Genomic DNA, 25,941 nt, shown 5'->3' with positions numbered 1-25,941 from the left:
CCACTTCCTCACAACGGTTGTCGTCCTCCAAAACGCAGAAGAGTTTAATTAATTTAAAGATAAGATTCATCGGCTATAGGCTGATAGATACTTTAATTGTAAAAGAAAATGGCTAGATATACAGGACCTAAGTCCAAAATTGCCCGTAAATTTAGAGAGCCGATCTTCGGCCCTGATAAAGCGTTAGAAAAGAAAAATTACCCTCCTGGACAACACGGAGCTTCTAAACGCAGAGGTAAACAATCTGAATATGCTATTCAGTTGTTAGAAAAACAAAAAGCAAAATACACTTATGGTGTATTAGAGCGTCAATTCGCTAACTTATTTGTTAAAGCTTCCTCTAAACAAGGTATTACAGGTGAGATCTTCTTGAAATTATTAGAAGCTCGCTTGGATAACGTAGTTTACCGCTTAGGTATTGCTACTTCTCGTGCTGCTGCTCGTCAGTTAGTATCTCATAAACACATTACTGTTAACGGAAGTGTTGTTAACATTCCATCATATAGCTTGCGTCCAGGTGACGTTGTAGCAGTTCGTGAACGTTCTCAAACGCTTGAAGCCATCACTAATTCAGTTGCAGGTCGTACTGTAAATAAATTTTCTTGGTTAGAGTGGAATGCGAAAGAATTAACAGGTACTTTCTTAAGCTATCCGGAAAGATCTGATATTCCTGAAAACATTAAAGAGAACTTAATCGTTGAGTTATACTCTAAATAATAAATAAAATAGAAGTATGCATAGTCCAGTTTTGGGGTATGCATCTTTCTGTTGTATTACAATTATTATTACAAATAAAACATTAAAAGAAAATAAATGGCAATTTTAGCATTTCAAAGACCGGATAAAGTTATCATGCAGAAATCTACGGATTTTGATGGTACGTTTGAATTTCGTCCATTGGAGCCTGGTTTTGGTGTAACCATTGGTAATGCTTTGCGCCGTATTCTATTGTCCTCGTTAGAAGGATATGCAATTACGTCGATAAGGTTTTCTGGCGTTTCGCACGAATTTTCAACGATCAAAGGTGTTGTTGAAGACGTAACTGAAATTATCTTGAACTTGAAACAGATCCGTTTCAAAAAAACAGGTGAGATTGGCGACAACGAAAAGGTATTTGTAGTAATCAATGGTCAAGAACAATTCTTAGCTGGTGATATCACAAAATTCTCTAATAACTTTACTGTCTTAAATCCAGACTTGGTAATCTGTAACATGGATAACGCAGTGACAATTGAATTGGAATTGAGTATTGCTAAAGGTCGTGGATATGTAAATGCAGATGAGAATAAAGTGACTGATGCGCCGGTAGGTGTTATCGCTATCGATTCGATCTTTACTCCGATCAAGAATGTTAAATATACCATTGAGAATTACCGTGTAGAGCAAAAAACTGACTACGAGAAATTGTTGTTGGATATCTCTACAGATGGCTCAATTCACCCCGAAGAAGCTTTAAAAGAGGCTGCTAAGATCTTAATTCAACACTTTATCTTATTCTCTGATGAGAATATGCTGCTTGAGTCGCAAACAAAAGAGGAAACTAAAGTTGTCGATGAAGAAATCTTGCACATGCGTAAGATTTTGAAAACAGAATTAGTAGACCTTGACCTTTCAGTGCGTGCATTGAATTGTTTGAAAGCTGCTGATATTCGTACATTAGCTGAGTTGGTAACTTACGACGTAGCTGATATGTTGAAATTCAGAAACTTCGGTAAAAAATCGTTAAGTGAAATCCAGGAATTGGTTAAATCGAAAGGTTTATCATTCGGAATGAACTTGGCAAAATATAAATTAGACGAAGAATAATAATTTATTAAGCGACCACTATATGTAATTCCTCTTGAAGCTGATCGCTGGACGAGATGGGCAGTTGCCTTTGAAAAGTTTAGCAATTTATATAAAACAAGAACGGTATATATAGTATAATAAAATCAAAATGAGACACGGAAAAAAAGTAAATCACTTAGGCCGTACGGATAGCCATAGAAAAGCAATGTTGGCTAACATGGCAACATCATTAATCCTACACAAACGTATCACAACTACTTTGGCTAAAGCTAAAGCATTGCGTACGTATGTAGAGCCTTTGATTACTAAATCTAAAAACGACACAACACACTCTCGTCGTACAGTATTCGCTTATTTGAAAGATAAAGACGCAGTTTCTATCTTGTTCCGCGAAATTTCTGAAAAAGTAGCTAACCGTCCAGGTGGTTACACTCGTATCATCAAAATGGAAAACCGTTTGGGTGATAACGCGGAAATGGCTTTCATCGAGCTTGTTGATTACAACGAAATCTACGGTAAAAAAGCTGCTGCTGCAGAGAAAAAAGCTACTCGTCGTCGTGGCGGTGCTAAAAAAGCTGCTGCTCCTGCTGAGACCGAAGCTCCTGCAGAGGTAAAAGCTGAAGTAGAAGGTGAAGAAAAAGTTGACGGAGAATAATATTGATCCCGTTACAAATAAAAAAAAGTCCTCTTAAAAAGAGGACTTTTTTTATTTTATGACCATTCCTACCGTTATAACTGATATATTTGTAATGCTAAAATCTGATAGCTTTTTCTATTACTAGCTATTTCGTTTATCAATCTATAATTCATTAAGATGAAACCATTTGATGTTTATCCCATTAATCCCATTAACATAGTTAAAGCTAATGGATCTACGGTGTGGGATGCCGAAGGAAATGCTTATTTGGACTTGTATGGTGGCCATGCCGTGATATCGATCGGACACACGCATCCACATTATGTACAACGTATTACAGAGCAGTTGAATCGTATCGGATTCTATTCTAATTCTGTTGAAATTCCAATTCAGCGTAAACTTGCGCGATTGCTTGGCGAAGTATCTGGTAAGGTTGATTATGACTTATTCCTTTGTAATTCTGGCGCCGAAGCGAATGAAAATGCTTTGAAGCTTGCTTCTTTCTATAATAAGAGAAAAAAAGTAATCGCGTTCTCTAAATCGTTTCATGGTAGAACATCGCTGGCTGTGGCTGCGACCGACAATCCAAGTATTGTTGCGCCTGTCAATGAGACTGACAACGTCGTTTTTCTTCCGTTCAATGATGAGGAAGCACTAAAGGATGCATTTTCAGCTTATGGCACGGAAATTTCCTCTGTTATTATTGAAAGTATCCAAGGTGTTGGTGGAATTAGGGAAGCGTCTGTTACTTTTCTTCAATTGATCCGCTCACTTTGCGACCAATATAATGCCGTATTTATTGCTGATGAGGTGCAATGTGGCTATGGTCGGACAGGTTTGTTCTATGCACAGGATTATTCTGGAGTAGACGCGGATATTTATACCATGGCCAAAGGGATGGGAAATGGTTTTCCTATCGGGGCAATAAGTATCTCTCCTAAGTTTAAAGCTTCCCATGGTAGTTTAGGGACAACCTTTGGTGGCAACCATTTGGCCTGTGCAGCGGCTTTGGCTGTTTTGGAGGTGATTCAAAAGGATCGTTTGATGGAGAATGCGAATGCTGTAGGACAGTATCTCATTGACGAATTAAAGAAAATTGAAGAGATCGTAGAAGTAAGGGGCCGAGGATTGATGATCGGAATCGAGCTTCCAGCATCTTTGGCACATGTAAGGAAAGATCTTTTGTTAAAGAATCGTATTTTTACTGGGGAAGCTAAACCTTATGTTATTCGATTGCTTCCAGCATTGAATATTACCAAAGAACATGCTGATCAATTTTTATTGGCATTAAAAGAACATATAAAGGCGGTTGTAGTCGCTTAACGATAATTAGATGAAATAATAAGGGTGACTTCTCCGTGTAAGGGGGGACCTATCTGAATTGTTTCTTCAGCATAAATAAACAAAGCGGGTAGCACAATGCATTGTGTCCTAGAAAAGGCTCGCATAAATGATTTATATAGATGAAAAAGTTTTTCTCTGTAAAAGACGTATCCAGTGTAGCAGACGTTGTCCAAGAGGCGTTGGCGCTAAAAGCGGCACCTTATGCTAACCAAGATCTTGGTAAGCATAGAACCTTGGGTCTTGTGTTTTTAAATCCTAGTTTACGTACACGTTTGAGTACTCAAAAAGCGGCGATGAATTTGGGTATGAATGTCATGGTTATGAACATGGACAAGGATGGCTGGGCGTTGGAGACACAGGATGGTGTCGTGATGAACGGCAGTACTGTTGAACATATCCGTGAGGCAGCAGCCGTCATGGGTGAATATTGTGATATCCTTGGCTTACGGTCTTTTCCGAAGTTAAAAGATCGGGAAGAAGATTACAGTGAGGATCTATTCAACAAATTTATTAAATATTGTGGTGTACCTGTTGTTTCGCTTGAAAGTGCAACACGCCATCCATTACAAAGTTTAACGGATATCATTACGATCACTGAACATAAGAAGACAGCGAAACCAAAAGTTGTATTGGCTTGGGCTCCGCATGTGAAAGCTTTACCACAGGCTGTACCGAATTCTTTTGCGGAATGGATGTGTCAGGCGCAAGCGGAAGGACTTGTCGATTTTACCATCGCGCAACCTATGGGCTATGAACTCAGTAAGGATTTTACGAAGGGAGCGACAATTTCAACAAATCTAAATGAAAGCCTGAAAGATGCTGATTTTGTTTATGTGAAAAACTGGTCATCCTATCAGGAGTATGGCGAGGTATATACCGTTGACGAGGATTGGATGATGGATAACGAGAAGCTGTCTTTGACGAATGACGCGAAGGTCATGCATTGCTTACCGGTAAGACGGGATTTGGAATTATCATCCGAGATTTTGGATGGACCAAACTCCTTGGTGATTAAGGAAGCAAGTAATCGTGTCTGGGCGGCACAGGTTGTTTTAAAACGAATGCTGGAAGATCTAGTCTAAGATCGATCTTTTGATTATTGAGAAACTATTTTTATTTGGGAAAAGTTGCGTAATGGCTAATAGTGTATTAAATATTATAAAAATTGGCGGAAATATTATCGACGATGAGGGTCTGTTAGATTCTTTTTTAGAGAAATTTTCCGCACTGTCAGGGAAGAAAATCCTCGTGCATGGTGGTGGCAAAATTGCGACACGTCTTGCAAGTGAGCTTGGTCTACAAGCGCAAATGGTTGATGGCCGCAGAGTGACAGATGAAAATATGCTGCGTATTGTGACGATGGTGTATGCTGGATTGACAAATAAGACCATCGTTGCCAAATTACAGAAACTAAAATGTGATGCTGTTGGCTTGACAGGGGCTGATGGTGATGTAATTAAGGCTATAAAGAGACCTGTCAAAGATATTGACTATGGTTTTGTTGGAGATTTATTGCATGATTCTGTGAATACATTGGCAATAAAAAAATTCCTGGAAGCAGGCTTTGTTCCGGTATTCTCTGCCATTACACATAATGGTTTAGGGCAGCTGCTCAATACCAATGCGGATACCATTGCATCTTCTTTAGCGGTCTCTTTGTCGTCCCTGTATGAGACTTCGTTGGTGTACTGCTTCGAGAAAAATGGAGTATTACGTGATGTTACCGATGAAAATTCGGTGATACCAACGATTAAATCTGATGAATTTGAATATCTTAAAGAATCGGGCATTGTCAATGATGGTATGATTCCAAAATTGCAAAATGCATTTAATGCGATAAATAAAGGTGTTCAGGAGGTATATATTGGTCATGCCAATAATTTGCACTTGTTTCAACAGGGGCAGTTCGGTACCTGTTTGACATTAAAATAATCATGTAATCTAATCTAAACCCAACTATGAAAAAGGTCACTATCATCGGAAGTGGCAATATCGGTCTTTCCTTGGCGAAAGGGCTTGTTAAAAGCGAGTTCGCCAGTGCTGCCGATATTACATTGACCCGCAGAAATCTGAACGCTTTGGCTGAGGAAGCAAGCCAGGGATTCTCGGTAAGTAATGATAATAAAGATGCTGTTAAAGGTGCTGATATTATTGTCTTCGCCATATTACCGCAGCAGTTAAAAAAGGTATTGGTTGAAGTCGCTCCCGAAATAGATAAGAAAAACCAGATTTTTGTTTCCATTGTATCTGGTGTTTCCTGTGCTGACCTGAGAGCCGTATTGGGTGATGATGCGACGGTAGTACGTGCGATGCCAAATACGGCTATTGCCATCGCTCAGTCGATGACTTGTATTGCGAGTGATAATGCTTCGGAAGGTAGTCTAGCTGAGGTAGAAAAGATGTTTGAGACTGTTGGTTCGGTAGTCATTATAAATGAAGATCTGATGACTTCGGCAACGGCTTTGTGTGCCTGTGGAATAGCTTTTTTCTTACGGGCTATACGAGCGGCATCACAGGGTGGAGTTGAGATTGGTTTCCATGCACATGATGCCTTAAAAATGGCTGTTCAGACGGCTAAAGGTGCTGCAGATTTATTATTGCATACGAATGCGCATCCTGAGGGCGAGATCGATAAGGTAACTTCACCGAAAGGGTGTACCATAGCTGGATTGAATGAAATGGAACATCATGGTTTTAGTTCGGCATTTATCAAAGGAATAAAATTGTCTGCGGATAAAGCAGGAGGACTATATCATGAAGGATAAGGAGAGCTTATTCAAAGATAGCTTAGCTTTATTGAAACAGTTGATCGCGCTTTCTTCCTTAAGTCGGGAGGAGGTTCTGACGGCTGACCTGATTGAGGCATTTTTCAAAGAAAGGCTCATTAAAACCTTTAGAAAGGGGAATAATGTTTGGGTATACAACAAACAGTACGCACTAGATAAACCGACTATTCTGCTTAATTCGCACCATGATACGGTAAAAGCCAATCCGGGGTATACTCGTGATCCATTGGCACCTTCTGAGGAGGACGGGAAACTGTATGGTTTAGGAAGTAACGATGCGGGCGGATGTCTGGTGTCGTTGATCGCCACTTTCTTGTATTTTTATGACGAGAAGGACTTAAAATACAATTTTTGTCTAGTGGCGAGTGCCGAGGAGGAAATATCGGGAAGAAACGGGATTGAGTGCGTCCTGGAGGATATCGGACCTATTGATTTTGCAATTGTTGGCGAACCGACACTGCTGGATTTAGCTGTCGCCGAAAAAGGTTTGATGGTATTGGACTGCAATGCAATAGGGGTGGCGGGCCATGCTGCTCGTAATGAGGGTGACAATGCTATTTATAAAGCAATTAAAGATATTCAGTGGTTTAAGGACTATGCTTTTGAAAAAACATCAACTACCTTAGGCCCGATAAAAATGTCCGTGACAATGATTCAAGCAGGATCGCAGCATAATGTAGTGCCTGCCAATTGCAGTTTTGTGGTCGATGTACGGACAACTGATGCTTATACAAATGAAGAAACACTGGCGATCATCAAATCTCATGTTACTTCGGAAGTTTCGGCTCGATCTACTCGTTTGAAATCATCAGCTATTCCGGAGGAACATCCTATCGTTCAGGCAGGAATAAAACTTGGTCGTAAGCTATACGGATCTCCGACGATGAGTGATCAAGCGCTTATTCCGGTACCTTCTTTGAAACTGGGGCCCGGAGACAGTGCAAGATCGCACATGGCTGATGAATTTATTTATATTGATGAAATTCGGGAAGGAATAGATTTGTATGTGGCTATGCTACAAGAGATAGTATAAAAAAAGCTTCCAACTGTTGGAAGCTTTTTTTATACTAGACTAAGCTGATCTGACGCTTAATACTTTCTTCAAGGGAGATAATCGTTTCTGTACGCTGAATTCCGGGCACGGATTGGATATCTTCGTTCAATACTTTTCTGAGGTGGACAGTGTCCCTACAGATAATTTTTGCAAAAATACTGTATTGGCCGGTACAATAATGTAACTCAACCACTTCTTTGATTTCTTTCAACTTATCTACCGCATCTGCATATTGTGAACCTTTTTCTAGATAAATACCGAGAAAGGCAGTGATGTCAAATCCAACTTTTTGGGGATTGATAATAAGATTTGAACCTCTGATGATACCTAACTCTTCCATCTTCTTCATTCTAACGTGGATGGTACCACCTGATACGATTAGCTTTTTTGCAATCTCGGTATAAGGAATAGAAGCATCGTTCATTAGAATAGACAGGATTTGGATATCCAAATTGTCTAGATCATAGTTTGCATATTGATTTTCCATTAACAATGGGTTTTGTGTTTCATTCATCGGTCATACATTAAAATCTGACCAATTGCTAAAATAATTAAATTTATTTCAAAATTACTAAGAATTTTCGGTTTATAGATGTAAATTTAATAAAAAATACTTATTGATATTGATAATGTTGTATGTTTTTGATTGAAAGTGCTTATAATTGTTTTAGAGGTGATTTTATTGTAAGGTTATCGGATTCTTTCGTTATCTTGTTATTAAAGTTGGGTGGAAATAAGAGGATCCTGTGATTAAGGATCTCATACGGTGTTACGAAGATCAAAGGTAAAATAAGTAAACTGTAGGGCATGTCAGAGCAAGGTATCAATACTAAAATAAAGATGGAAGAAGTTCAAGATGTAAAGATTTCGAGGAAGAAGCCGATTTTTGAGGTAGGGGAAGGGCTCCATAAATATCTTAGGTTATATCAACGGGATGAGAAATTGCCCATTGGTTATAAGGATCTATTGAATTTTACAGAGACGGTACCAGTCATGGATAAATTTGGTCATGATACTTTTTGGGAAACTCCACTCTATCCTCAATATCTCATTGATCAGTTGTATGACGGGTTAAAAGTAATTTATGCTAAGCTCAAAGCTTCTGGTAATACACGGATTGTACAGCACAAATATATCGACCGCGTGGAGTATTGCGGTTTTGGTAATACGAGGCCTTTTCGTATTCGTATTGTAAACCGGCTGAATGACGTCTACGATTATTTTTATATCAAGCAGGCAGATGCATCACGGATATACGGCTTAGAGCTGGAGGAAATACTATCTCCCAATCAGGTCAACTATATGGTGGATCAGGACACATTGGTTGAGGAGCATATTGTTGGTATTCCCGGTGATATATTTTCGCAAACCCGAATGTTTACGCCTGATTACAATCTGACACGGATTTCGAAGGAATTCGTCAAGTTTAACGAACGTTGTATTATCACGCTGCTGGGAGATATGCGTGCCTATAATTTTGTTATGCAGATTACACCTGATTTTGATGATTTTCAGTTTAGGATCAGGGCCATTGATTTTGACCAGCAGTTTTATGAGGGAAATCCGAAAGTATATATGCCACAGTTCTTTAAAGAGAACTATCCATACGTCAAGCTTGCCATGGAGCATTTGACAGAAAAAACGGTGCAGCAATATCAACAGGAGGAACGTTCTTCGATCGTGCATAGGGTGCGGAGCGAACGGCACCGCATAGCTGATCTTCGGGACGCTTCGCAGACTCAGATCCTTTCAACGCCCGAAAACATAAAACAACTGCGCGAAGGTTATGCGGAGTTTTACCAAAATAATTCTTACTTGAAATGTAAGACAATGACTGATATTGTCGAATTAAATGTGAAAAATGTGATTCGACAGGTGCAGATGTAATTATTTGATTCGGTCTTTATTGTCTTTGATAAAAGAGGACCAGCCTGAATAGGATTTTCCGTTGCCAGTGCTGCTGTTTTTCTGAAATGAATGGCAGACCGCAATGGCCAGCCCATCTGTCGCATCTAGAAATTGGGGCGTTTCTTCAAACTTTAATAGGTTTTTGAGCATGGCAGAAACCTGTTCTTTCGTAGCATTTCCATTTCCGGTGACGGATTGCTTTATTTTTCTGGGTGAATATTCAAAGATCGGAATATCCTGTGCAAGTGCTGCTGCCATGGCAACGCCCTGCGCCCGCCCGAGTTTGAGCATCACTTGAATATTTTTGCCGTAGAAGGGTGACTCTAGCGCAACGCAATCCGGATTATATTCTTGCATTAATGCAGAGGTCTTTTTGAAGATGCGTTGCAGTTTTAAGGCATGGTCATCGAGATGCCCCATTTTGATCACACCCATTGAAATAAGGGATATGGTATTGCCGACTTCTCTAATAATTCCGTATCCAAGCACGACCGTACCGGGGTCTATCCCTAGAATGATTCTTTCTTTCGCCTTTTCCTTCTGCATGTACAATATTACAAATTTTGCTCTTTATAAGTGGATTGATGTGTACAAAACTTAATCATTTGGACAAAATTTAGTAACATTGCTCTCTAATTATCAAAAGTTGACCGGGAGACAAAAAAAATACATCAGTCTTTTATTAAAGATACTGGTTTTTGCACTTGCGACATGGTATATTATTACCAAGGTGTCTGATAAGAGCAATATCGATAAGTTTAAGACACTAATCACTGGATTGGAGCAACATTCTGTTGTATGGACGCTGATTTTGATTGTTGTTTTAATGCTTGTAAACTGGCTTCTGGAGGTTGTCAAATGGCGCTATCTTGCATCCAAACTGGAGCGAATATCTTTTTGGAAGGCATTTCAATCCGTTTTTTGTGGACTTACATGGGCGATTTTTACCCCGAATCGGATTGGCGAATATGGTGGAAGGGTATTATTTCTGAAACCCCAAAATAGAGCTAAGGGAGCTGTCGCCATGGGGGTTGGGTTATTTGCCCAACTGGTACTGACAAGTGTCGCAGGATCACTGAGCATCGCCTGGTTTCTCTGTAAGTTTTTATCTACGCCATTATCTGTTCAATTTGGGGTTTGGTTGTTGGCTATTATTTATGCTGTCGGGTTTGTGATATTGTATTTTAATGTGCGATGGGTGGATATGCTTGTGGGCCGAATTAAGTTTTTGACGAAAATCAAGCCTTTTTTTGAAGTCCTTGAACATTATTCTGCACGTGAGCTCTGTATTGTTTTGCTAAATTCATTGGCTAGATTCATCATTTTTACCTCACAATATATTATTTTGATGAAATTGACTTTGCCTGAGTTGCCTCTTTTATCCATGATCTTGATGATTTTTATCCTCTTTTTCGTCCAGGCAGCATTACCTACCTTGGATATTTTTGATTTTAGTGTGCGGAGTTTTGTGGCAAGTAATCTTTATAGCTATATTACAACCCAGGAGATTGCGGTGATGGCTATTGTATCATGTATTTGGTTTGTCAATTTAATTCTTCCTGCAATATTTGGTTCTATTTTTGTTTTTAAGATAAATTTTTTCGGTGATACAAATTCTTAGCTATTTATTGATCAGTTTTGCCTGTGTGTACGCTATCCTCGTATTATGGATGCGGAAAGGTTGGGCTACGATCCAGACACCTCACAGTAACTTAATTTCTACCAAAAGCGTATCGGTAATTATTGCTGCCCGCAATGAAGAATTAAATATCCGGAGAACGATAGCATCCATATTAAATCAAAATTTTCCGAGTGAACTTCTTGAACTTATTATTATTGATGACCACTCGGATGACAATACTTCCGCGATTGTTAAAGAATTTACGGAAAATGGCGTCAAATTGATTCAGTTAAATGAGAATGGTCGGATGAATTCATATAAGAAGCTGGCGATCTCAAGGGCGATTGATTGCTGTAAGGGGGAGATTATTATAACGACAGATGCAGACTGCCGAATGGGACCAAATTGGCTGGCTACCGTGATCGGAACCTTTGAAAAGGAAGATGCTTATTTATTGTCTTCTCCAGTCGTATACTCAGAGGAAAAGAGTTTTTTTGAACGACTACAGACCTTGGAATTCCTGTATCTCATAGGTCTTGGTGCAGCGGGTATTGGTAATAGAAAACCTACGACCTGTAATGGTGCGAATTTAGCTTATCGAAAAGATATATTTAAACAAATGGGAGGGTTTAAAGGTATCGATGAGCTTGCTTCGGGGGACGATGAGTTATTTTTGCATAAGGTGGCTGAGAAGTATCCCGAAAGGATTGCTTTTTGTAAATCAGAGGATGCTATTGTGTATACGGACGCCAAGCCTGATCTTGGGTCATTTATTAGCCAAAGAAGACGTTGGGCATCCAAGAGTACCAAGTATAAAAATAAAGGCGTCATTGCTTTAGGAATTGCTATTTGGCTGTTCAATGTGCTATTGCTGGTGGCAGCAATTCTTACGGTCACAGGAGTGAAGGCGCTTGGAGGGGTTGTCCTCTTTGCATTGCTCCTTAAAATAACAGTTGAGTTTTTGTTTATTCAGCCCTTAACCAATTTTGCGAAACGTACTACTTTGCTTTGGTATCTCCCGATATTGAGTCTGGCCCATATTCTATACTTAGCTTATATCGGAATATTGGGGAATGTTGGAAAATACGATTGGAAGGGCAGGCAAGTCAAATAAAACTATTTTAATTTTCCACTTTCCGTTTAATCGTTTCTTCCGCTAATTTTACGATTTCCTCGATATTTTTATCCGCGGTGTCCAAAGGGTCCAGTACCTCCCATGTCATATGTAAAAAAGGAGTCAATGGATACATACCATATTGCACCATTTCGTAGGATCCTTTTATCGCAATCGGGACGACCAATGCATTTGGGTTTTTCTTTAATAATGTTGCAATACCACCTACATGAAAAGCTTTCATCTTACCTGTTTTTGATCGGGTACCTTCTGGAAAGATAAAGGCTGACCAATTTTTTGTTTTCATATTGTTGGCAAGTTTGAGGATCTCAGCTATGGATTGTTTGGGGTCATTACGATCAATATTGGCAGCCCCACCATGTTTTAGGTTAAATGAAATACTGGGTATGCCACTAGCTAATTCAATTTTTGAGATAAATTTTCCATGAAATCTTCGCAGAAAATAGATCAGTGGGGGGATGTCAAAGGTACTTTGATGATTGGCAACAAAAATAATCGGTTGTCCCAAAGGGATTGATTTGTTATCGATAAAAGTAACCCTATTAAATAATGTATAATAAGATGCAACCAAACATGCATTTAATAGGTCAACACTTTTTTTATGCGCATCATAACCACCAAATTTTAGGCATAGCCATTGGATGGGATGAAATATAATCAGGGATAAGCCAAAACAGAACCAAAATATAATAGATAGGATATAGCCTAAAAACTTTTTCATACGCTTTATTTATTGTTTACAAATATATCATTAAGCAACGATTTTTGGAAAATATTGATAATATTGTGTTTTGTTTTAATAATATTAATATTATATTTAACAATGTTAATGTTTGTCTTTTTTAAATGAAAAAAATACCCGTAAATTGTCCATGTTGTGATGCGAGACTGCAGGTCTCTAAGTTGGTCTGCGATTCCTGTGACACAGAAGTTGTCGGTAAGTTTAACTTACCCTTGCTTATGCAATTGACCATAGATGAGCAGGAGTTTGTCCTCAATTTTTTAAAGTATTCGGGTAGCTTAAAAGAGATGGCCAACCAAATGGGGAAGTCGTACCCAACTGTTCGCAATATTTTGGATGATCTGATTCATAAATTAAATTCGCTTGCTAATACGGGTAATGTTGACACAAATAGGAAGATTTAGGCAGCCTTAAGAATTGAAGTAGTGATATATAAACTATTTACTCAAGATGAGAAATAACACATTTTATAACGAGAGTCAATCATTTTTTAGTTGGTGGCTATGTCTGATCCTTTTATCTGTTAGCGTAGCTAGCATTTCTGCTCACTGGCAGGATATTTTACAGTTCAATTTTGTTCCTCTATTTAGATTACCTGGATTCTGGATCAATTTAGCCTTGTGGTGTTTATTCGGTGTGCTTCGTTTAAAGACCACTATTCATGAGAATGGGATTGAAGTCTATTTTTTTCCATTTAATTTCTATCGAAAAAGGATTGCATGGGGTGATATAACTACAGTTGAATTACGAAAATATAGTCCAATTGCAGAGTTTGGAGGCTGGGGTCTGAGAAGAGGGAGTCGAGGAAGAGCTTTTTCAGCACAAGGTAATATGGGCTTGCAACTTACCATGAGAAATGGTAAAGTACTGCTCATCGGAACTCAAAACCCAGTGGAGATCGAACAATTGAATTTATCCAAATTCTTAAACAATGAAAATTAAACAGCTATTTCTAAACCCATTTGAAGAGTTTTCGGAATGGAAACTATTTTTTGCAGGCACCATTGGTTTTTTGCTATCGAGCTATTTCGTCTATTTATCGGGGGAGCAGTTCAATGGTTTTATGCACTTCTATCGACCAGAGATAGCAGTCTCTTTCGTTGCTGTTTTAAGAGTCCATGCTTATATGATTTTGGCTCCTTTAGCCTTATTATATATTGTAGGTCTTATATTATATACCAAAACAAGGCTTATTGATGTATTAAACGTGATGCTGATTGTGCCATTTCCGCTTTATCTAATGTTGCTCTTGGGTAAATTAATCAATCAGGACAAGTTTACCAATGAGATAGATGAAGCGTTAAAAAATGGTGACCATACCTTGTCAAGTATAGATAAAGGTCAAATGATATTGTTTGGTGTATTTGGAATACTAGCGCTATTTCTCCTGTTTTATCAGTTCTATTTATTGGTCAAAGGAATGAATGTTGCCGTAAATAATAAAAAGATTTGGATAAGCATATTGTTTGTGGCATTATATTTTATACTTGATGTAGGTATACAGTTTTATTTTTGATAGCAAGGAAATGATGAAGAAAATTTTCTATTTATTTTTGATCTGTTTGCAGTTCTCATGTGCAGATGCACAGACTTTTGATGGTTCTTGGAAAGGTGAGGTGAGTGTGTCTGGGCAGAAATTACTTTTGGTATTTAATCTTAAACAGGATAGTAATGATAATTGGGCGGGAACTTTTGAAAGCCCGATGCAGACCTCGCTGAAGTTTCCGATTAATACAATAAAAGTGAACAAGGACTCGATATCGATGGATGTCAAAGCGATAGGTCTATTTTATACAGGTTATCTGGATCGGGATAAAGATGTGATGAAGGGAGTGATGAAGCAGGGGAGTTTTGAGTCCGCGATGATATTGGTGCGGAGTGAAAGCGACCAAAGTGGACTTTCCCGTAAACAGGACGTCTTTCCTCCCTACGATTACGTTGAACAGGAGGTTACGTTTCAAAATGTGAAAGGAAATGCTACTTTAGCGGGAACGCTTACTTATCCCAAAGGGGGAGGAGCTTTTCCTGCTGTCATCCTGGTTAATGGAAGTGGACAACAAAATAGAGATTCAGAAGTTTTCGGGCATCGGCCATTTAAAATATTGGCGGACCACCTCAGTAAAAATGGTTTTGCCGTGCTTCGTTATGATGATCGCGGTATTGGCGACTCTAAAGGAGAGGTCAATTTGGCTACGACGGTTAATTTTGCTTCGGATGCCAATGCAGCTGTGGATTTTCTGAGCAGGCAACAGATGGTCAAGGCAGAAAAAATTGGTATTATCGGTCATAGTGAAGGAGCTTTGATCGCTGAAATGGTTGCCGCGGAGAACAATAAAGTCAATTATATTGCTTTGTTGTCCGGACCTGTGCTCAAAGGTGATTCCTTATTGATTCTGCAGAGCTATGCTTTGGGGAAAGTGGCTGGTTTATCTGAAGCGGCGTTGGAAATAAATAAGCGCAATAACAGAAAGCTATATGACATTCTGCTTAAGGATGAGCCGCCAAAGGATTTGACAAAATCATTGGAAAAAGAACTTATCAGTCAAAACAATGGAAATGCATTAACATCAGATATGAAAGTTAAATTGAGTCCGATGTTGACCCCATGGTTCAAAACCTTTCTCCGCATCGATCCGGCTTACTATCTTAAGCAAGTGACAGTACCTGTTTTCGCTTCCTTTGGGGGAAAGGATATTCAGGTTCCTGCAAATGAAAATATCTATGCGCTTCAACGCCTGCACTTAAATACGACAGATGTAATAATTAAAGATTACCCAAATTTGAACCATCTCTTTCAAAACGCGCAAACAGGAAAAATTGAAGAATATTTTGAAAACCCGGAAAGTTTCAATGCACAACTCATGGATGATCTTACAAAGTGGCTTAAACTGAAAACAAAATAAGCGAATCTTAGACTTCATCAACAACCTGTTGCTTTTAACTGCTCTGTTATGGTGTAGTATTAGCAACAGGTAGAATCTTTCCATTGAAATACTGGTGTCCATTCTGCGCAAACTCCGCAATATATCGGCCCATTTCGAAGGCTAGTGTACCGGCTTCCATTCCCGGAAAAGCTGCCTCAAACATTTCGGTTTGTGACGATCCCAAGGCTAAGCAGTTAACCTTGATGCCTTTCTCCTTAAATTCTTCGGCGAGACATTCTGTTAAAATCGCCAACGCGCCTTTACTGGTGGAATAGGCTGAAAGCCCGGGAAATTTCATTGAGCCTTGAAAGCCGCCCATACTGCTGATATTGACAATATGGGAACCTGCGTGCATAAACGGAACAACATGCTGTATCATATTGACATGGCCTATGATATTTGTCTGGAGCATTGCTGCAAAATCCTGACTGCTGGTCTCCATGAATGGCTTATTGATGAGTGCCCCGGCATTGTTGATCAGGATGTCAACGCGATCAAATTTCGATTGAATAAAAGGAATTAGCGTTGCATAGTCATCATAGACGATATCAAATTGTGCGGGAAAGAGTGTCCCCCCGTCATAATTGAGCTGGCTTGCAATTTCATGAAGTTTTCTCAATTTGTCTGCAGATCGGGCCAGTGCGATAACCTTGTTGTCCTTTTTTGAGGTCAAATCAAGTACAGCTTCAAACCCAACACCGCTGCTTGCTCCGGTAATAATAATATTCGCCATGTTTATTCTTCTAATTTTTGACTTTGTTCAACTTCTTCGACAGAAGGCAGTTTATCTTCTCCGATTGCTTTGGGATTGAAGATAAAATAAATTCCGGAGAGTGCGACCATCGCCGAGATAATATAAAATAACAATGTGATCAATACCGCATTGTGAGAGTCAACCTGAAATATGCCTGCTCCCCACATAATCACGAGTTCACGCATGCCTAATCCCCCCACAGAGAAAGGAATGATAGAGACTAATGAAGAGGCCAGAAATAAAAATAGGTAAGGGGAGAACTTTCCGTTAAATCCTAAAGCATAAAGAATTAAAATCGCTGCGATCACTTGCATGGACTGTACGCCTATCGCTTTTAGGTGTGCTTTTAGGAAGGTGGACCTGTATTCTTTGAAAAATTTTGTGACAATAAAATAGTAAAGTATACTACCTGATATAAACAAAATGACTGTCAGGTAATTTGGAATTCCCAGTTGTGGCATGTAGGTAATTAAGGCGGAAATAATTAGGCATAAGGCCCATAAGCCACTTAGCCTGTCTAAGAATAATGCCGTAAATAATTTCCGGCCTTTAATACTGAATCTTTTTCGAAGAAAGAAGATCTTGTACCCATCCCCACCTACTCCTCCCGGTAGAATGAGGTTGTAGAATAGTCCCAGCTGGTAGAGCTTCAAATTATATTTTTCAGAAACATCCAAACCAATTGCCCTTAAAAAGGTTAATAAGCGTGAAGAAGATATAAAAATTGAGACGCTATAAGCTAATAATGCTAGAAATAAAAAGAGAGGATTTGAATTAATTACAGCTTCTTTGAGATCTTTTAGTGAAACTTTACTGAAAACCCAATATAAGGCTCCCACAGTAACGACAATCTTTAGTATATTTTTTAGGATCTTAAAACCTTTTTTTTTGTCCATAGAAGTTTATTTTTCCAATCTTAATCAATTATATTGGCGATTTTGGAAAATTCAAAGTTAGGAACTTTGTCGAAATGTGCAATTTTACTTAAGCGATAGTTGGGTAAATTCTTGAATACAATAATATCAGATATAAAATGCCGAATATTGTCGCAAGAGAAAATAGCCAATTTAGGTCAATTCTATTATATTTGTGCTTTAGCACAGCAATCATTAATCCGACGATAAAGCAAAATAGTAAAATGGGGGCGATCAAAGAAATCTTATTTGTGAAGGCTAGGCTGATTTGACTTAATTTTGCCTTAGCTTCCTGCCCAAGAAAAAGTGGATAGGTGGCGAAGGCTAGGAGAATAATGAATAACCTCAAAAGAGTTTTTGCAATTATTTTGCTTATGGTATGATTTTTGGCTGTAATCTTCATGATTTGTGGATTAATTTACCCCAAAAATACAATTTGAAATTAAAATTTAGACATATGAATCGATTCGTTTTATCATTGGCGACTATTTTTGCTACGGTGTCCTTATTCTCTTGTGGTGCACAAAAGCAAGGTACATCATCTGGAAATCCTGGTAATGGTTCTTCCAATACAAGTGCAGCTTCGGGACCTAGTGCCTCAGAGTGGAAATCTGCTGTGAAGGGAACTTGGACACTGAATTCAATCGATAGAGAAAATTTACCTTCTACATTCACGATTAAAAGCGTTTTTGAAGAAGCTCCAGCGGAGTGTTTTGTTGGTAGTTCATGGAATTTTATTGGAAATGGAAAGGGATCAATCACCTTCAACGCGCAAGGTACTTTATGTGCTCCGGGGGCATCACGTGAGATCTTTTGGTCTATCTATAACCCTGGAAAAGGTTTAGGTGAGCCACAATTCCAATTTAAAAAGATCTATGCAGGAGATAAAGCCAAAAACGTGACGACAGGTTACCGTTTGGATCTGTCTTATTCTGATGGCAATAAATTAGTTATGAAAATGCCGTTGACAGTTGCAAATGGTGAAGCATATTTGGTATTTAATTTCTCCCGTGTAAACTAACATAAGCAAGAAAAAAAGCATAATGAAAAGCTATAGGAAATCCTATGGCTTTTTTTGTTGAAAATTTAATACTTTTACACTCCGAAACCATCATGATTTATTCGTATTGGGAGCGGAGTTGAACAGATTTATCGGATGAAAAATAGCATGATTCCCGGCGACAACGTTAGGAACTGCCCAATATAACTAGAAGTATGGCTGAACAAAACACGAAAACTGCATTGATAACAGGTATTACAGGTCAAGATGGTGCCTATTTAGCAGAATTCCTATTGAAAAAAGGTTATAAGGTACATGGCCTAAAACGCCGGAGCTCACTTTTTAATACAGATCGTATTGATCACCTTTATCAAGATCCCCATCTTGACAATAGAAATTTTACATTGCATTTTGGTGATTTGACTGATTCAACCAATTTGATCCGCGTTATTCAGGAGACACAACCGGATGAAATCTATAATCTAGCGGCACAATCCCACGTTAAGGTAAGTTTTGATACCCCCGAATATACCGCCAATGCCGATGGAATTGGTACCCTTCGTATACTGGAAGCAGTCAGATTACTGGGAATGATTGAGAAGACACGCATTTATCAGGCCTCAACTTCTGAGCTATATGGTCTGGTGCAAGCGGTACCGCAAAGTGAAACTACTCCTTTTTATCCGCGAAGCCCTTATGCAGTAGCCAAAATGTATGGCTACTGGATTACTGTTAATTACCGCGAAGCCTATAACATGTATGCCTGTAACGGTATTTTGTTTAATCACGAAAGTCCTGTCAGGGGCGAGACATTTGTGACGCGTAAAATAACCCGTGCTGTAGCAAAAATAGCATTGGGATTGCAGGACAAACTCTATCTTGGAAACCTTTCGGCTCAACGGGATTGGGGACATGCGAAGGACTATGTTGAGGCGATGTGGTTGATCCTACAACAGGAAAAACCTGAAGATTTTGTCATTGCGACCGGAGTTACCACAACTGTCAGAGACTTTGTCCGCTTAGCTTTTGCCGAACTGGGTATTGAAATCGAATTCAGCGGGAAAGGAGAGCAAGAAAAAGGAGTGATTATTGATGTTGATGAGGAGCGTTTGGCTGAATTGAATATTGATAAATTGCAGATTAAGTTTGGGCAAACAGTCGTTAAAGTGGATCCGGCTTATTACCGACCGACGGAAGTTGATTTGCTTATTGGAGATCCTACCAAGGCAAATACCAAGCTAGGCTGGAAACCTAAATATGACCTCCAGATGCTCGTAACAGATATGGTGCAATCAGATCTGCATCTGATGCGAAAGGAAGAATATTTAAAACAAGGTGGTTTTCAGACACTGAACTATTTTGAATAATTCATAATTGATAAGGAAAAAATAAAACTGGAATAATTTTTGTTTAAACATTTATTGGTATGAATCAATGAATTCATACGATGAATATGACAGTGTATTATGATGAATTCAGAGGTTGTTTCGAGTAAGAAGGAGGACGAAAAGAAGAAAGATTCTTCTAAAGTTTATTTCTTCATCATTGCGATAGCAGCGTTACTAGCAACGAATATATATTTTTATGTTAAGTTTAAGACGAACGGAGAGAAAGTCTATGCCTTAACCGTAGAAAAAGAAAACCTTCAGGTACAGATCGATCGGATAGAAGCCGAGTTGGATAAGATTGACATTGAAAATATTCAATTGACTCCTGAGATGACTGTGCAAAAGGATGATTCGCGAACAGAAATTGCTGAGCTACGAAAAAAGCTTGAAAATAAAAGCATTACTCCTAAAGATATTGACGACGCGCAACGTAAAATCAATCTATTAAAGAAGCAAGTTGACAACTATCGTGTGGATGTTCAGCGATTGATTCAGGAAAATCAAATTTTATCAAAGCAGAATTCAAATTTGAATGAATCTGTTGTCGAGAAAAATAAACAAATTACTTCTTTGACAACGACTAATTCTGAATTGAAAGAGAAAGTGACAACAGCATCTGCTTTAAAGGTTTCAAGTATCAGCATTAATGGACTTGAGATCAAAAAAAATGGTAAAGAGTCTGTGGAAGAACGGGCCAAACGTGTGGATAAGCTGAAGATCAATTTTACCATCGCCGATAATGCGCTGGCAAAAAATGGTGAGCGGGACATTTATATAAGAATTATCGATCCGCAAGGTAACCTGGTTGTTCAGGGAGACAATATTTTCTTTGTTCATGGTGAAAAATTGCAATATACCTTTAAGCATAATATTTTGTTTACGAATAAAGGGGAGGATTATATTGTGTATTGGGCTGCTGAGAATGGTTTTACCAAAGGAGCATATACAGTATTACTTTACGAAGACAATGCAATAATGGGCAGATCCACAGTAGTATTGCGTTAGTAAAGCAGTATTATAAAAAAGATAGAACGGGCGTCCCACAAGGATGCCCGTTTCGTTTTGCAGTCCGGTCAATTTTTCAGTTTGGTTTTAGGACCTTTTTGCCAATTAACTTTACGGCACAAATGAAATTCTTTAGGGTCAGGCGTACACAGGTATATGGTTTGGTCCAAGGGGCGAGGAAGTCGCTATTGAATTGGCATAGTGTTCTATATGCTCATTGCAAGCTTTCTTTATTTAGAAAATAGGAGCTCTAGATCTGATAAGTTTATTTCTACGCCATTCCGATTAAGACTCTATTTGCTGTAAAGGAAGTAGGATATGGAAGGTCGTACCTTCTCCCTCCGTCGTTTCAAAGTAGATCTGCCCGTTACAGGCTTCTATTGTTTTTTTAACGAGTACCAATCCTAACCCATTTCCGGAGCTTTTTGTGGTGAAGTTAATTTGGAATATTTGATCTTTCATCCCTTCGGGTATTCCATAACCATTGTCCTTGATATCTATCTTTACAAACTTGTCTGAGTATCGTTCGATGGATATTTCTATCTTCATGTTTTTTCGTCCATATCCACCCTCAATGGCATTTTTTATCAAATTATTGAATGTCCGAAGCAGTTCATTGCCATCGGCTTTAACAATCAGTGTTTTTTGATCGGCGTTATTTATTAAGCGGATGTTAACGTTTGGTGTATTGTTATAGAGTGATATGGATTTCACAACTTTTTCAACGATATTGATATTTTCCATCACCGTCGTTGGAAATTTTGCAAAGTGGGAAAACTCTGATGCGATCTGTGTCAATGCATCTATCTGCTCAATAAATGAGGTGGAGAACTTATTGAAACGATCCGGAAACTTCGGATCATTGTCTTTATACGATCTTCGAAGCTGTTGTATACCTAATTTCATAGGTGTCAACGGATTTTTAATTTCATGGGCGATCTGCTGCGCCATCTCACGCCAGGTCGATTCACGTTCGGTGTCCTTGATCTTATTGGCATAGTCCTCCAGTTTTATGATCATGAGGTTGTACTCTTTGATTAATGTCCCTATTTCATCGTTTCTTTGCCAGAAAAGGGGTTCGTTAGGCTGTCCTAGCCGAAGCTGAGAGATCTTTCTACTGATGATACTGAGTGGATTGGTGACACTGTTGGCAACAAAAGTGGCATAGAAACCGAAACCAATGATGATTAGTGAATAAATGTTGACAATGGTATTAAGGAGCAAATTTTTATTGATATTCTCTTCCTTTTGAAGAGAGAAATTTGGAATGCCTATATAAGCGACCGTGCTGTAATCTTTATCCCTAATTGTAACATAACTTGTTTCAAACTGGAAGGTTCCGATTCCCTCATCTTCAATTGTTTCTGATTTTTTTAGCAGCGAAAGGTTTTTTAACGCTATCGGGTTGATGAATGTGGAGAAGAGCTCCAGGTCATAAATTCGGCGTTGCGAACTATATAAAAGCCTGCCTGATTTTGAGTACAGGTTGAAATCCTTGGATATGGTCTCAGATAACGTCTTTAGAACGCTAATAAGTTGGTTTTCATTGGAGACTTCATCTGTATTGGGGAGCATGTTTTCTATCCGTTTTCCAAGTTCGATAATGAAACGCTCCTTACTATTTCTATTGTTGTTGTAGAGCTGTTTATTGATGCTGATATATGAAATCACGGCCGATATCAGAATAGCTAAGATCACCGAGGAAATAATCGAGGTCTGGATACGCGTCGAATACTGTATTTTATTGATGATTTTATAGAATTGATATTTCAAGTTGCGAAACGTCAGTTTTGTATTCTTCAGGAAGATATAAAATGAAGTGACATAATGAAAAAACATGAAAATCATGAAAAACACCAGAAACAGGAAAGAGGATGTCGCGACATAATCCCAAAACGATGGTTTCTGTTTACTGATGACATAGGTTGAAAAGGTATTGGCAACATAAGCCATGTGCAGGTATGAATCCCGATCTAATATTTCAATATATTCTCCGGGTGCACCTTTTAATCCGCGTAGGTTATTTTCATAGGTATACTTGCCAAATTGTGTGACAAGTGAACCTCCTTTATACAAGGCAATAGAATACTCTCCTTTATTATAATATTGCGAATTATTGATCCGCATATCTGTCAGTATCTCGGGATACGGTACTGTATAACTGAAATCCTTATTGGACAGATTAATAATCACATTGACGACCCTGTTTTGATCTATTGTTACCGGAATAATCGAAAAGTATTCATGGGTTCCAAGTTCAGCACTGGCGCGGTAAAAATTTTGAGTAACCTTGATCGATTTATTGATTACTTTCTCTCGATATTCATTAATCTTATTTTGACTGTTCGGATTTAATGGAATATTATTTTGATCATAGTAATATGCCTTAAAGTCATATTTTGAAAGATATCCACTGAAGTATTTTTTCTTGATAAAATCATTGATTGCATCGGTATTTGTATAGGGTAAGCTGATATTGAACAAATGTTTTAGTTCCTTATCATTGGTAATTCCATTCTCAATGTCTGAAAACAGTGAAACAGCATTAACATCATCTTCCGATTGAAGATTGTTTAGCAATATCTTCATATCAATAAGATCTCGCTCCTGATAGAAACGAGCATGCGTAATTGTACTTATGATCGCCCAAAGGATCAAAACGGCGATGTAATTGGTCAGTATATGCCTGTCAAAATATTTCTCGCCGAAAGATTTGATTAGGATAATCAGGGCTAAAAGCAGATTGACCAAGCTATTTTTCTCGATGTAAATGGAGATAATGAGAATAACAAAGATGACACAGGCCAATTGGATATTTAACAACTGAGTAGGTTTTAGTTCTAACTTTTTAAGGAAGAACAATACCAGGTCTATGTAAATGCTTAATGCTAATATTCCCATTCCGACAATGCCTAGATCCACCCAACTCAGGAAATGCAGGTCAACAAGTTTGGTGAAATCGAAATAGATATTATTTGAATGGGTGATCAATGTTCCGGCAATATCATATAAAAGTGCAAAGGCGAAATATATACTCAGTATAAAGCCAATGGCAATAGGTATTCTAAAGAGGCGGATATTTTTGATTTTGTCAAAATTGAGCTCCTTTCGAATGGAATAGATAAATAGTATCCACCATAGGATCAATATTGTCGTGGATAACACCGACCAAATATTGGGGAAGAATCTATTATAGGCATAGTTGCGGGAGTCAAATATAGCAAACGTGGCATTTTCAGAGAGCAGATTCCATTTCAGGTCTGCAAATTTGACCAAGACAAATATGCCAGCCAATAGCACTATTGCCCACCAGGCTCTTTTGGTCTTTGCCATGTGGAGGCAAAGGCTGTTAAAGAAAATCAATAGTGCAATCCATGCCAATAACCAGCAAAAGAACTGTAAGATGGTATAGATATTTTCATGCTCGCCATCTTTAAGCTTCACTGAAAATAGATAGGAGCCTTCATTGCTGTAGATGTTTTTGATGGCTACGGTATCCGTGTAGGAGGCAATGTCTATGTTTCGCGTATCAAAAAAGTTTCTGCGTAGCGAAGAGTTTAAGTAAGGATTGTTATTGTTGGTATAGGGCTTAACAAGGATATAGGCAAGTATGCTTATATTTCCAATTGTTTTTTTACGAATGACGTAGGACCTATTGTCATCTTGTACGAAATTGGATTTTTCTAAGAAGCCCTGATCGGTGATCGGAACAAATAAATTTGTGCTCCACATCTTAGGTTGATGGTCCTTAAAGAGGAAAAGATAAACCTCTTGATCGTTTTTATACCTTTCGAAAGCTTGATAGACGGCTATGGGGTATTGATCGTAATTTTTAAATGTTTTGAGTAATAAGGAGTCCTTAAAAATAAGGTCTACCTTTTTTTCTTGTTCGGAGATATAATCATTGAGTGATTTGGTATCGATGTCGAGTATTTCCTTATTTGTAACAGATTCTTTGATGGTGATAGCTGTTCCTATAAAGCATAGTGTTAAGATAAGTAGAAGTAAACGAATTTTTATACCAGAATTCACGTTAGTCAATTTACATTATTGTAAATATAAAAAAAAGTCCTTGCTTTCTTAGGACAAGGACTTTTATATTATTTTATTCTAAAATTGCTTATGCGTGTGGTTCTTCCTGTTTGAAGATTTTAGCAGTCAAGTACTCACGGTTCAAACGAGCAATGTTCGTTAATTTAATACCTACTGGACATTCAGCTTCACAGGCACCGGTGTTGGTACAGTTACCGAATCCCTCAGCATCCATTTGGTCCACCATTGCTTGCGCACGTTCGTAACGTTCAGTCTGACCTTGAGGCAATAATGCAAATTGAGATACTTTAGCCGATACGAATAACATCGCAGAGGCATTTTTACAAGCTGCAACACAAGCACCACAACCGATACAAGTAGCGGATTCGAAAGCCTCGTCAGCAATACGTTTCGGAATAGGAATCGTGTTAGCGTCAGGAACACCACCTGTGTTGATATTCACATATCCACCAGCTTGTTGAATACGGTCAAAAGCAGTACGGTCAACGGCAAGATCTTTCAATACTGGAAATGCAGCAGCTCTCCAAGGTTCGATTACGATCGTTTGTCCGTCATGAAAGCTACGCATGTGCAATTGACACGTTGTTGTACCTTCTTTAGGACCATGAGGGCGACCATTGATTACTAATGAACACATCCCGCAAATACCTTCACGACAGTCGTGGTCAAAGTATACGGGGTCTTCACCTTTACGTGTCAATTCCTCATTCACAATATCAAGCATCTCTAAGAAAGACATATCATCAGCGATGTCGTTTGCCTGATAAGTTACAAATTGACCTTTATCTTTATCATTTTTTTGACGCCAAACTTTCAGCGTTAAATTCATATGTTGTGCCATGATAATTTTCCTTCTTATTTATAACTTCTTTGTGTTAACTGAACGTT

Annotated in this window: 26 protein-coding genes; 18 read left to right on the top strand and 8 right to left on the bottom strand. The window is 38.5% G+C overall.

Going from position 1 to position 25,941, the window contains the following annotated elements; genetic code table 11:
- The first annotated feature begins 108 nt into the window (after positions 1-108).
- The 8 genes from rpsD (at position 109) to B4G94_RS03925 (ending at position 7,588) form a co-directional block, all read left to right on the top strand.
- Positions 109-717, top strand: a complete 609-nt coding sequence (rpsD, locus tag B4G94_RS03960) for a 30S ribosomal protein S4 (RefSeq protein WP_108636193.1) — start codon at positions 109-111, stop codon at positions 715-717.
- Positions 718-813: 96 nt separating this feature from the next.
- Entirely contained in the window at positions 814-1,806 is a 993-nt protein-coding gene (locus B4G94_RS03955) for a DNA-directed RNA polymerase subunit alpha (RefSeq protein ID WP_077438111.1), read from the top strand.
- Positions 1,807-1,936: 130 nt separating this feature from the next.
- Positions 1,937-2,443, top strand: a complete 507-nt coding sequence (gene rplQ / locus B4G94_RS03950) for a 50S ribosomal protein L17 (RefSeq protein ID WP_077438110.1) — start codon at positions 1,937-1,939, stop codon at positions 2,441-2,443.
- Between the two features lie 159 nt (positions 2,444-2,602).
- Positions 2,603-3,748: an aspartate aminotransferase family protein gene (locus B4G94_RS03945; protein WP_286857268.1), complete on the top strand. Its 1,146-nt coding sequence runs from the start codon at positions 2,603-2,605 to the stop codon at positions 3,746-3,748.
- Between the two features lie 140 nt (positions 3,749-3,888).
- The gene (locus B4G94_RS03940; protein ID WP_108636190.1) at positions 3,889-4,851 is read left to right on the top strand and encodes an acetylornithine carbamoyltransferase; all 963 of its coding nucleotides are present in this window, start codon (positions 3,889-3,891) and stop codon (positions 4,849-4,851) included.
- 52 nt (positions 4,852-4,903) lie between these two features.
- The gene (gene argB, locus B4G94_RS03935) at positions 4,904-5,701 is read left to right on the top strand and encodes an acetylglutamate kinase (protein WP_108636189.1); all 798 of its coding nucleotides are present in this window, start codon (positions 4,904-4,906) and stop codon (positions 5,699-5,701) included.
- 26 nt (positions 5,702-5,727) lie between these two features.
- The gene (proC, locus tag B4G94_RS03930; RefSeq protein WP_286857266.1) at positions 5,728-6,534 is read left to right on the top strand and encodes a pyrroline-5-carboxylate reductase; all 807 of its coding nucleotides are present in this window, start codon (positions 5,728-5,730) and stop codon (positions 6,532-6,534) included.
- Positions 6,524-7,588 carry a M20 family metallo-hydrolase gene (locus B4G94_RS03925; RefSeq protein WP_286857265.1) on the top strand — a complete coding sequence of 355 codons (1,065 nt, stop codon included), beginning with the start codon at positions 6,524-6,526 and terminating at the stop codon, positions 7,586-7,588. The genes proC and B4G94_RS03925 overlap by 11 nt, the downstream gene beginning before the upstream one ends.
- Before the next feature lie 34 nt (positions 7,589-7,622).
- Here the strand turns inward: B4G94_RS03925 and B4G94_RS03920 are convergent, their stop codons facing one another.
- Positions 7,623-8,096: an Lrp/AsnC ligand binding domain-containing protein gene (locus B4G94_RS03920; protein WP_046674894.1), complete on the bottom strand. Its 474-nt coding sequence runs from the start codon at positions 8,094-8,096 to the stop codon at positions 7,623-7,625.
- A gap of 320 nt (positions 8,097-8,416) precedes the next feature.
- Here B4G94_RS03920 and B4G94_RS03915 point away from each other — a divergent pair, with 320 nt between their 5' ends.
- A complete protein-coding gene (locus tag B4G94_RS03915) occupies positions 8,417-9,496 on the top strand; it encodes a hypothetical protein (RefSeq protein WP_286857264.1) in 1,080 nt (359 codons plus the stop codon).
- On the opposite strand, the gene ruvC is transcribed toward B4G94_RS03915, so the two are convergent.
- Positions 9,497-10,063, bottom strand: a complete 567-nt coding sequence (gene ruvC / locus B4G94_RS03910) for a crossover junction endodeoxyribonuclease RuvC (RefSeq protein ID WP_108636186.1) — start codon at positions 10,061-10,063, stop codon at positions 9,497-9,499. It lies immediately after the preceding gene.
- A 100-nt stretch (positions 10,064-10,163) separates the two neighbouring features.
- On the opposite strand from ruvC, the gene B4G94_RS03905 reads away from it, so the two are divergent.
- Positions 10,164-11,138 carry a lysylphosphatidylglycerol synthase domain-containing protein gene (locus B4G94_RS03905; RefSeq protein ID WP_108636185.1) on the top strand — a complete coding sequence of 325 codons (975 nt, stop codon included), beginning with the start codon at positions 10,164-10,166 and terminating at the stop codon, positions 11,136-11,138.
- The gene (locus B4G94_RS03900) at positions 11,122-12,252 is read left to right on the top strand and encodes a glycosyltransferase (protein ID WP_286857262.1); all 1,131 of its coding nucleotides are present in this window, start codon (positions 11,122-11,124) and stop codon (positions 12,250-12,252) included. The genes B4G94_RS03905 and B4G94_RS03900 overlap by 17 nt, the downstream gene beginning before the upstream one ends.
- Positions 12,253-12,259: 7 nt before the next feature.
- Here the strand turns inward: B4G94_RS03900 and B4G94_RS03895 are convergent, their stop codons facing one another.
- Entirely contained in the window at positions 12,260-12,994 is a 735-nt protein-coding gene (locus tag B4G94_RS03895; RefSeq protein WP_108636184.1) for a lysophospholipid acyltransferase family protein, read from the bottom strand.
- Positions 12,995-13,119: 125 nt separating this feature from the next.
- Here B4G94_RS03895 and B4G94_RS03890 point away from each other — a divergent pair, with 125 nt between their 5' ends.
- From B4G94_RS03890 to B4G94_RS03875, 4 genes are read left to right on the top strand one after another with little or no spacing between them, the layout of a single operon-like run.
- Positions 13,120-13,419 (top strand): DUF2089 family protein, encoded by a 300-nt coding sequence (locus B4G94_RS03890; protein ID WP_108636183.1) that lies wholly within the window; start codon positions 13,120-13,122, stop codon positions 13,417-13,419.
- A 46-nt stretch (positions 13,420-13,465) separates the two neighbouring features.
- Positions 13,466-13,957 (top strand): PH domain-containing protein, encoded by a 492-nt coding sequence (locus B4G94_RS03885; protein WP_165305505.1) that lies wholly within the window; start codon positions 13,466-13,468, stop codon positions 13,955-13,957.
- Positions 13,947-14,531 carry a hypothetical protein gene (locus tag B4G94_RS03880; protein WP_286857261.1) on the top strand — a complete coding sequence of 195 codons (585 nt, stop codon included), beginning with the start codon at positions 13,947-13,949 and terminating at the stop codon, positions 14,529-14,531. The genes B4G94_RS03885 and B4G94_RS03880 overlap by 11 nt, the downstream gene beginning before the upstream one ends.
- Before the next feature lie 10 nt (positions 14,532-14,541).
- On the top strand, positions 14,542-15,918 hold the full coding sequence (locus B4G94_RS03875) for an alpha/beta hydrolase family protein (protein ID WP_286857260.1): 1,377 nt from the start codon (positions 14,542-14,544) through the stop codon (positions 15,916-15,918).
- Between the two features lie 46 nt (positions 15,919-15,964).
- On the opposite strand, the gene B4G94_RS03870 is transcribed toward B4G94_RS03875, so the two are convergent.
- The 3 genes from B4G94_RS03870 to B4G94_RS03860 form a co-directional block, all read right to left on the bottom strand.
- Positions 15,965-16,672 carry an SDR family NAD(P)-dependent oxidoreductase gene (locus B4G94_RS03870; RefSeq protein ID WP_286857259.1) on the bottom strand — a complete coding sequence of 236 codons (708 nt, stop codon included), beginning with the start codon at positions 16,670-16,672 and terminating at the stop codon, positions 15,965-15,967.
- 2 nt (positions 16,673-16,674) lie between these two features.
- A complete protein-coding gene (locus B4G94_RS03865; RefSeq protein ID WP_286857258.1) occupies positions 16,675-17,589 on the bottom strand; it encodes a lysylphosphatidylglycerol synthase transmembrane domain-containing protein in 915 nt (304 codons plus the stop codon).
- Positions 17,590-17,677: 88 nt separating this feature from the next.
- A complete protein-coding gene (locus B4G94_RS03860) occupies positions 17,678-18,010 on the bottom strand; it encodes a hypothetical protein (protein WP_108636178.1) in 333 nt (110 codons plus the stop codon).
- Positions 18,011-18,064: 54 nt separating this feature from the next.
- Between B4G94_RS03860 and B4G94_RS03855 the strand changes: the two genes are divergently transcribed.
- The 3 genes from B4G94_RS03855 (at position 18,065) to B4G94_RS03845 (ending at position 21,000) form a co-directional block, all read left to right on the top strand.
- Positions 18,065-18,628, top strand: a complete 564-nt coding sequence (locus tag B4G94_RS03855; protein WP_108636377.1) for a lipocalin family protein — start codon at positions 18,065-18,067, stop codon at positions 18,626-18,628.
- Positions 18,629-18,822: 194 nt separating this feature from the next.
- Positions 18,823-19,974 (top strand): GDP-mannose 4,6-dehydratase, encoded by a 1,152-nt coding sequence (gene gmd / locus B4G94_RS03850; RefSeq protein WP_286857257.1) that lies wholly within the window; start codon positions 18,823-18,825, stop codon positions 19,972-19,974.
- A 99-nt stretch (positions 19,975-20,073) separates the two neighbouring features.
- Complete coding sequence (locus B4G94_RS03845; protein WP_108636176.1) at positions 20,074-21,000, top strand: hypothetical protein; 927 nt, start codon at positions 20,074-20,076, stop codon at positions 20,998-21,000.
- A 285-nt stretch (positions 21,001-21,285) separates the two neighbouring features.
- On the opposite strand, the gene B4G94_RS03840 is transcribed toward B4G94_RS03845, so the two are convergent.
- Both B4G94_RS03840 and B4G94_RS03835 read right to left on the bottom strand, forming a co-directional pair.
- Complete coding sequence (locus tag B4G94_RS03840) at positions 21,286-25,032, bottom strand: HAMP domain-containing sensor histidine kinase (protein ID WP_108636175.1); 3,747 nt, start codon at positions 25,030-25,032, stop codon at positions 21,286-21,288.
- Between the two features lie 88 nt (positions 25,033-25,120).
- Positions 25,121-25,894: a succinate dehydrogenase/fumarate reductase iron-sulfur subunit gene (locus tag B4G94_RS03835; protein ID WP_181390663.1), complete on the bottom strand. Its 774-nt coding sequence runs from the start codon at positions 25,892-25,894 to the stop codon at positions 25,121-25,123.
- Between the last annotated feature and the right edge of the window lie 47 nt (positions 25,895-25,941).

This window comes from Sphingobacterium sp. UBA7625, assembly GCF_002484085.1.
Classification (GTDB): Bacteria; Bacteroidota; Bacteroidia; order Sphingobacteriales; family Sphingobacteriaceae; genus Sphingobacterium; species Sphingobacterium athyrii.
The sequence above is the reverse complement of the archived record's forward strand: the minus strand, read 5'-3'. Positions and strand labels throughout refer to the sequence as shown.